We start from the raw sequence: 7728 nt of genomic DNA, 5'->3' as shown, positions 1-7728 counted from the left end.
CTTTTTTCTTATCTCCTGTTTCATCTATCATCACTATAATTTCTCTTCCTTCTAGGATGGATAAGATGATTTTTAATCTTCTTTTTTCTAAGTCTTCAGCAGTCCAAGGTGATTGACTGATAAAATGATGTAATCCTTGACTATTTTCCAATCCTACTGCTTTAGCGATCGCTGGTAAACTCTTCCTTTTCAGATCACTTATTAATCCTAACTGAAGATATTTAAAGGATTCATCGGCTCTCACTTCTATGAATAAATCTCTATACAATTCACAGTAAGTATCTACACAGTTCACTGTTGGTCGAGGGGGACGAGGCTTAACCATAGTCTTGGACTCGCTTTCAAGCTTTTTTTCTCATTTTACCTGACCTACTTTGACAGAAGAGAGTTAAGCTAAGTTCCCTATTACCCAGATAAAGACATCCTGGCGAGCCATGAGAAACTAAATGAACTGAACTGATTTTTGGGTCATCAGCAATTTGCTGTGTAATTTTAGCGATCGCATCATCTTCAGGATAGATAATAATAACATCGCAGTTGGGTTTTACTCCTGCAACCAAACTCTGATAGTTAACAATTTTTGAATCTATAACTATTAAATCTTTTATTGCACTTTTTCTAGTAATAGATTGTTGCTGATGATTCGGCAAACTAAAAGCTTTGACAGGGTTGGAAATAGCCATAATTGAACCTCCAGTAATTCAGCGAAAAAATGTTCAATGATAAATGTTCAATGCTAAATGCTAACGGCTGACTGTCAGAATATATTTGCCGCTTCCTCCTTCGTCATAAGCATTGACGATCACGTTATAGACTCCATCTTCGGGAATAGTAACGCGTATACGAGAATTGCTGTTTTCTTCGTTAATATCGTCGTTTTGTTCGATAATATTACCCTTAGAATCAATTAAAGCTACAAAGGGATCGAATTCTTCGCTTTCTAAAGAAATGGTAAAAGATTCTCCCGATTTACCTTCAATCGGGAAAGAATCATAAAAACTTCCATCTTCAGGAATAACGCGATCGCCTTCTTCTAAAGCACCCCGTTCAACATTTTCTAGAAGTCGGGAATTGTCTGAGTTTGTTGCAATTATTTCTTGCTGTTCTTCGGGTTTTTCTTTTGGTTCAAAAACTTCTTCTTTATCTTCGACAATCTCTAAATCTTCGGATTCATTTTCGGTATTTGCTTCTGCTTCTTCTGCTACATCGGTTTCATCTTCTAGAGGCTCGGTTTCCAGATCTTCGGCTACTTCTTCTGGCTCATTCTCCTCTATTTCCTCCTGTTTCAAATCATGGTTGTTGTCTGCTATAACTGTCTCTTCCCCTTTATCATTCGAGTTTTCTACTGTAGGAGGTGTAGGAGGTATTTCTGGTGGTTGAGGTAAAGTTTCTGTAGTGGTTTCTGGTTTGGTTTCCGTACTTTCAATTATTTCTGGTTCGGTTATGGCAGTTTCCGTTTCAGTTTTGACAGGAGTTTCGGGTTCGGTTATGGCAGTTTCCGTTTCGGTTTTGACAGGAGTTTTGGGTTCGGTTGCAATAGTCTCACTAGTTGAGTCGGTATAGGAAATCGCACAAACCTTCTGATATCGAGGATCGTTTTGGCAAATTACTCCTGTATTTTTAAAATCAGGATCGAGTAAGTTTATCCGCCGACGACGATCGGGAAATAGTTCGTCTACCACCCAACTCATAACAATTCCTCTAGGGGTTACTCTTCCATAACTTATATTTTGGATATTGCTAGTGGTAGCAAAGTCTTCTAATTTACTACTAGCATCAGCAACAGCTAAATCTGAAGGACTGAGGGGGGACAAAGGCTGTTGTTCTCTGAGAAAAGCGATCGCCTCCTCTAATGCTTTTAATCCTTTATTCGTTCGGACTGGTTGTTCCCCAGGAAGTTTGAGCCACACCCCATCATAATATTGTTTTTGCGATTGTAACCAATTAGCGTAATCTTTGGGGTTGGTTCTGACTCGATTGATTTCTAATAGTATTTTCGCTTCTATAGTTGCCGAAACTTGTTGGGAAGTTTCTCGATTGTCATTTTTTGATGGCGAATCTAGGGCAATTACGCGGAATGGGTAAATGCCTAAAACCAGGAGATTCAAAGTGAAGCTCAAAGTGCAGATCGCAAAGCTGGGTAGATAAACTTTAGCCATTTTCAGTTGCGTGCGTTGTTACGATCTCTTGACAATATCCTCCATTAAGAGAAAATAACTTCTCCATGACACTTCGATTTTAAACAATACAAAAGTATTAGTGTGATTTGGAGGTTAAAAACTATAAATTAGCTTATTAATAAATATTTGCGTAGCTAAAAAGAAAATTTTAGTCAAAATATTTCTCGCGGTAGGCGATAAGTAGGAAAATAACCAATCTCTAAGTTTAGTTTTTAGTTTATTTTGCCTATTCAGATTGAGTTTAACTTTTTTTAAACTTGTTTAAAGTACAATTTTGAGCTAACCTCCCATAAAAAATAAAGATTAAAAGTTACTTGACTAACTCTATTTTGCTCGTAACCTATAGTTCTGGCAAACAACAACACTATCTATCACAGCACTAACTTAAAAATATCCATGTTCGATCGCAATGCTTTATCTAGCCCAGAAAAAAATTTGAATCTTAGATCCCCCCAAGGAATCTATAAGTCTCAAGCAAGTTTTAAAGCAACTCTCCCCCTTGCAGCTGTGGCATTTTGCTTGTTAAATTCAAATCAAGCAGTTTTAGCTACAGATTGGAATACTCAGACAAAAAATGTTAGTTTTTCCTCAATAGACAGAGAAACTTTAGTAACACACAATTTTCTGGGAGAACATGACCGCCACCATCATCATGGTAATTCGGGATTATTGCCACGTATCTTGAGCCTGATTGCCTTGCCTTTTAATCATTTAGCTAACTTATCTCAACCAAATCGAGAGCTAAATGTTATGAATGTAGATGGAATGGGCGGAAGCTACCTCAGAGATCGAACCCCTATTTTTTTGAGTAAAGCACAAAAAGATTTCTCTCAAGAATTTATATTTTCCGAGCGAATTCAAGTTAAGCCGATCGAAGTGGCTGTGCGCTCTCCCGAACCACAATTAGAAATTTATACGGTCAAAACAGGAGATACGATTAGTCGCATTGCTAAAAAATATGGGGTATCTCGTCAAGAATTAATCGCTCTCAATCAGATTAATAACTCTAATCTTATTTTTGTCGATCAAAAGCTCAAAATTCCTGCTAATCAACAAAAATCTGAAGCAATAACTATTACGGCAATCGATCTACCTCAAAATGCGATCAATAACACTGCTGGTTTATCCAAAGTTTCCCCTCCCCTAGCCGATTCCAGACTCGGTTCTAATAAAATATCCAAACTAGATATCAATGCCAAGGGTACTGCTCCAATTTCTGAAGAAGAAAGATTGACTAGACTTCGAGCAGACATAAATCGTATGCGCGAAGAAATAAAACAGGAACGAGAAGCCGATTCAGTTGGTTCTAAAAATCTAGAGCCAGTGGAATTAGCGGCATCCATTGACCTGGAAAGCGCAGAAATCGACTTGTTTTCAGGAGAAGAAATAGCTTTAAACCTTCCCCCTTTACCTTCTTCTGAAGAATATTTACCCGAAACTTTTGATGGTTATATTTGGCCAGCCAAAGGTGTTTTGACTTCTGGATATGGATGGCGTTGGGGAAGATTGCACAAGGGCATCGATATTGCTGCTCCCGTGGGTACTCCTATATTTGCTGCTGCAGCAGGCAAAGTAGTTAGTGCGGGATGGAATAGCGGAGGCTATGGTAATTTAGTCAAACTCAAACATCTCGATGGTAGTATGACTTTATACGCCCATAATCATCGGATTCTGGTGAACTACGGGCAGAAAGTGAATCAGGGAGAACAAATTGCTGAAATGGGCAATACTGGTTTTAGTACTGGTTCTCATTTGCATTTTGAAATTCATTCCAAAAATCGAGGTATTATCGATCCTCTAGCTCTATTAAGTAGAAAGTAAAGTATGTATTAATTTGCTTTGAAGTTAATTAAAACTACTAGATATATTCTCTGAAATATGGCAAAAACTCTCTTTTTTTAGTTAGGCTGGAGTTATTCTAAAAATTTATATCTATCTAGTAGATTTAATAGCTATTAATAACTATGAGAAAAAGTTGTCAGACTAGAGAGGAAACAGAATTAAAAAGCGATCGCGTCGCTCCATTGGATAGCTCTAAATCCAGCCATAAAGGTAGTAAAGCGATCGCCAGATTAGCTGCGGGATGGATGATGGTGCAAACTTTATTTCTGGCAACTCCCAGCCTAGCTCAACAAAAAGTTAATAACGAACTTAGTTATAGTCAATTTCTCAAGGAATTAGAAGGAGATCGAGTTACTAAAGTAGAACTAGATGAAACTACTAATCGAGCTAGCGTTACCTTAAAAGGACAACCTGAAGAAGCTGCTCCTAAAGAGGTTGTTTTATTCGAGCAAAATCAAGATTTAATTCCTAAAATTAGAGCTAAAGATGTTGAATTTAGCATTAAAACCTCTATAGATCGCTCCACTACAGTGGGAGTATTATTAAACTTACTAATATTCTTTGTTTTAATCTCAGGTTTAATCGCGATCGTTCGCCGTTCTGCTAACGCTTCTGGTCAGGCTTTAAATTTCGGTCGCAGCAAGGCTAAATTCCAGATGGAAGCAAAAACAGGAATTCAGTTTGATGACGTAGCGGGTATTGAAGAAGCTAAAGAGGAATTACAAGAAGTAGTTACTTTTCTCAAAGAGCCAGAAAAATTTACTGCCATTGGAGCAAAAATTCCTCGTGGAGTATTGCTAATAGGTCCTCCTGGAACTGGTAAGACTCTTTTGGCAAAAGCGATCGCAGGGGAAGCTGGCGTACCATTTTTTAGCATTTCTGGTTCGGAATTTGTGGAAATGTTTGTTGGTGTCGGTGCATCCCGCGTCCGCGATTTGTTTAAGAAAGCTAAAGAAAATGCTCCTTGTCTAGTATTTATCGACGAAATCGACGCGGTAGGTCGCCAAAGAGGTACGGGCATTGGTGGCGGTAACGACGAGCGAGAACAGACCCTCAATCAATTACTAACAGAAATGGATGGTTTTGAAGGAAATAGCGGTATTATCGTAATTGCTGCTACGAACCGTCCTGACGTACTCGACAAAGCATTATTACGCCCTGGTCGTTTTGATCGCCAAGTCATTGTTGACTACCCCGATTTAAAAGGTCGTTTGGGTATTTTAGAAGTCCACGCTCGCGGTAAAAAAATTGCTCCCGAAGTTTCTTTAGATGCGATCGCTCGTCGTACTCCTGGCTTTTCTGGTGCGGATTTAGCCAATTTACTCAACGAGGCAGCCATCTTAACTGCTAGACGGCATAAATCGGCAATAACCATGCTGGAGATTAATGATGCAGTAGATCGTATTGTCGCGGGTATGGAAGGTATACCTTTAGTAGATAGCAAATATAAGAGATTGATTGCTTATCACGAAGTCGGTCATGCCATAGTTGCGACTATGACCCCTGGTCACGATCCTGTAGAAAAAGTTACCCTAATTCCCAGAGGTGGCGCGGGAGGATTAACTTGGTTTACTCCAGAGGAAGAGATGGGACTAGAAAGTAAAGCCAAAATTTTAGCTCAAATTACGACTGCTTTGGGCGGGAGAGCAGCAGAAGAAATAGTTTTTGGTAAAGATGAAGTCACTCAAGGAGCAGGTCAAGATATCAAAATGCTGACTTCTCTAGCTCGCAAAATGGTTACCAAATTTGGAATGTCCGATTTAGGGCCTTTGGCTTTGGAAGAGCAAGAGCAACCAGTATTTTTAGGTAATGATTCTGGTACTAAGAACGAATACTCTGAAGAAGTGGCAGCCAAAATCGACATACGCATTCGTAATATTGCCCTAGAATGCTATGAAAAAGCTAAAAATATTATCAGCGAAAATCGTTTGGCAGTCGATCGCATCGTGGATCTTTTGATCGAACGAGAAACTATTGAAGGCAAAGAATTTCGCGAGCTTTTAGCTAAATTTTCTCCTACTTATGGCAGTCAGAACAAAAACGGGAGTATGCCTAGTTTAGTTAAAAAGTAAACGAATAACTAATTAACCTGAGTTCGGGTTAAGAACCTAAGTTTTTAGGTTCTTAATTGTTTGAAGAATTCTTTAGAAACAAATTAGATGTTCATCCACTCTACTACTCCATTACTTTGCTATTTATTGGAACTATCGACTGCGGGCTTTCCAAGTACCTCCATAACGATAGTAGGGATTATCTTGGCTAACTTCTTGCCAACAACTAGGACATACCATAACCCAGTTTTCATGTTCTTGATATTGAATGCGATAGCGAAGATCTACTAAATTATGACAAAGATCGCATGGTTTGGATTTTGTTTTGTTCACAGTTTAATTATCGATCGCCCTTGATTTTTCCAAATTATACAAATGTAATAAGCCAGTTTTTGTCAAATTAAACTAATTCATTAAAGGAATAAATTTTACCAAGCGATCGCTTGTTTTGATGTTTTGTTTTTTTGCCCAATATTCACTTAAGTAATGAATTTGTCGAAAGCCAACTAGAATATTTATTCCTGGAATTAACATCCACCAGATTGTGAGGGGTGCTTCTAAGCCTTCATCTCGATACATTTGGTTGACAGTACGATAAAGGCGAAACTGAGCGTAATAAATCCAGGCTAAACCAAGAATGGAAAACCACCCAAACCAAGGATCGACATCGGGATCTAATCGCCATAATATCTGGGGAAATATCAACCCGACAAAAAAAGGAATCAAACACATCGCCCCAGACCAAGATTTACCATCGTAGCGACGCAATTCGTCTTGAATTTGCCATTTATAGTAGCCATAATAAGCCAGAAAACTAATTATAGAATAGAATACTACCTTTTCTAAAGGGCGGGGTTTACCTAATTGATTATTATTCATCGATTTAAAATAGTTTCATTATCTTTTAATTGAGTTAATTCAATACTGCCAGACCAAAGTTGTTCTGCTAAATTACAGTCATAAGAATCGATCGCTTGAAAGCCACTAAAATATTTACCCGTCGTACTTTTTAATTCGGGATCTAAAACTAATAATGATTGACCAAATAATTTGGAAACTTGTACTACTGCGATGCCTTCGGCTAGCTTCGCAATCGCCAACTGTCCATAATAATATTCCTAGTTTCCAATGATTTACTACTGTTCAAATCCATACTTGATTTTTCTTTTTAGTTGCTTTTAGGACATTTCATTCTCTTATTGTGCCAAAAATATCATTACTCATTCAGCAACGCCTATTTTTTTATATTAAACCCCAACCCAATGGACATTTGGGCTATGTAACATAAGGTTTTAGATTTAATAAAAAAACGCTTTATTTGTATTCATGAGATCTCGATCGCAAAAAAATAGCGATCGAGATCTCATCACTCAAGTTTGTTAAGTCACTGTAAAGTTATTGTGAAGCTTTTATAAAGGTAACAAGTTGAAAGAAACAAATTAACAAGTTACAGAATTTCAAAGTTACTTATTATGGCTAATCAAACAAAACTGCAAACCAACTCCTTGATTTCTGAAGATTGGAATGGTGGATACAAACTAGAACTAGACATTACAGCCCAATCTCAAGCAAAGAACTGGACAGTAGATTTTGAACTTCCCTACGAAATTAGAGCAGCTTACGGTGTAGACTTAACCGACAATGGGGACGGTACT

The 7728-nt window shown here is 38.0% G+C and carries 9 protein-coding genes; 3 read left to right on the top strand and 6 right to left on the bottom strand.

All coding sequences use genetic code 11. From position 1 onward, the window contains the following. From AC33VI_RS00765 to AC33VI_RS00755, 3 genes are all read right to left on the bottom strand, one after another. The coding region (locus AC33VI_RS00765) for a transposase (RefSeq protein WP_491780363.1) at positions 1-325 on the bottom strand (325 nt) is incomplete at its 3' end. Between the two features lie 16 nt (positions 326-341). Then, on the bottom strand, positions 342-683 hold the full coding sequence (locus AC33VI_RS00760; protein WP_491780362.1) for a DUF4347 domain-containing protein: 342 nt from the start codon (positions 681-683) through the stop codon (positions 342-344). 60 nt (positions 684-743) lie between these two features. Then, complete coding sequence (locus tag AC33VI_RS00755) at positions 744-2159, bottom strand: pre-peptidase C-terminal domain-containing protein (protein WP_491780361.1); 1416 nt, start codon at positions 2157-2159, stop codon at positions 744-746. Positions 2160-2576: 417 nt separating this feature from the next. Here AC33VI_RS00755 and AC33VI_RS00750 point away from each other — a divergent pair, with 417 nt between their 5' ends. Both AC33VI_RS00750 and ftsH read left to right on the top strand, forming a co-directional pair. Further along, complete coding sequence (locus tag AC33VI_RS00750) at positions 2577-4001, top strand: LysM peptidoglycan-binding domain-containing M23 family metallopeptidase (protein ID WP_491780360.1); 1425 nt, start codon at positions 2577-2579, stop codon at positions 3999-4001. 143 nt (positions 4002-4144) lie between these two features. Then, positions 4145-6094 carry an ATP-dependent zinc metalloprotease FtsH gene (ftsH, locus tag AC33VI_RS00745; RefSeq protein WP_491780359.1) on the top strand — a complete coding sequence of 650 codons (1950 nt, stop codon included), beginning with the start codon at positions 4145-4147 and terminating at the stop codon, positions 6092-6094. Positions 6095-6226: 132 nt separating this feature from the next. On the opposite strand, the gene AC33VI_RS00740 is transcribed toward ftsH, so the two are convergent. The 3 genes from AC33VI_RS00740 to AC33VI_RS00730 form a co-directional block, all read right to left on the bottom strand. Beyond that, positions 6227-6406, bottom strand: coding sequence for a DUF8622 domain-containing protein (locus AC33VI_RS00740; RefSeq protein ID WP_491780358.1), 180 nt, complete (start codon positions 6404-6406; stop codon positions 6227-6229). Between the two features lie 72 nt (positions 6407-6478). Beyond that, on the bottom strand, positions 6479-6952 hold the full coding sequence (locus AC33VI_RS00735; protein WP_491780357.1) for a hypothetical protein: 474 nt from the start codon (positions 6950-6952) through the stop codon (positions 6479-6481). Continuing rightward, on the bottom strand, positions 6949-7173 hold the full coding sequence (locus tag AC33VI_RS00730; protein WP_491780356.1) for a hypothetical protein: 225 nt from the start codon (positions 7171-7173) through the stop codon (positions 6949-6951). The genes AC33VI_RS00735 and AC33VI_RS00730 overlap by 4 nt, the downstream gene beginning before the upstream one ends. A gap of 372 nt (positions 7174-7545) precedes the next feature. On the opposite strand from AC33VI_RS00730, the gene AC33VI_RS00725 reads away from it, so the two are divergent. Beyond that, the coding region (locus AC33VI_RS00725; protein ID WP_491780355.1) for a hypothetical protein at positions 7546-7728 on the top strand (183 nt) is incomplete at its 3' end.

The sequence above is a fragment of the Waterburya sp. genome (assembly GCF_058530065.1).
The sequence above is the reverse complement of the archived record's forward strand: the minus strand, read 5'-3'. Positions and strand labels throughout refer to the sequence as shown.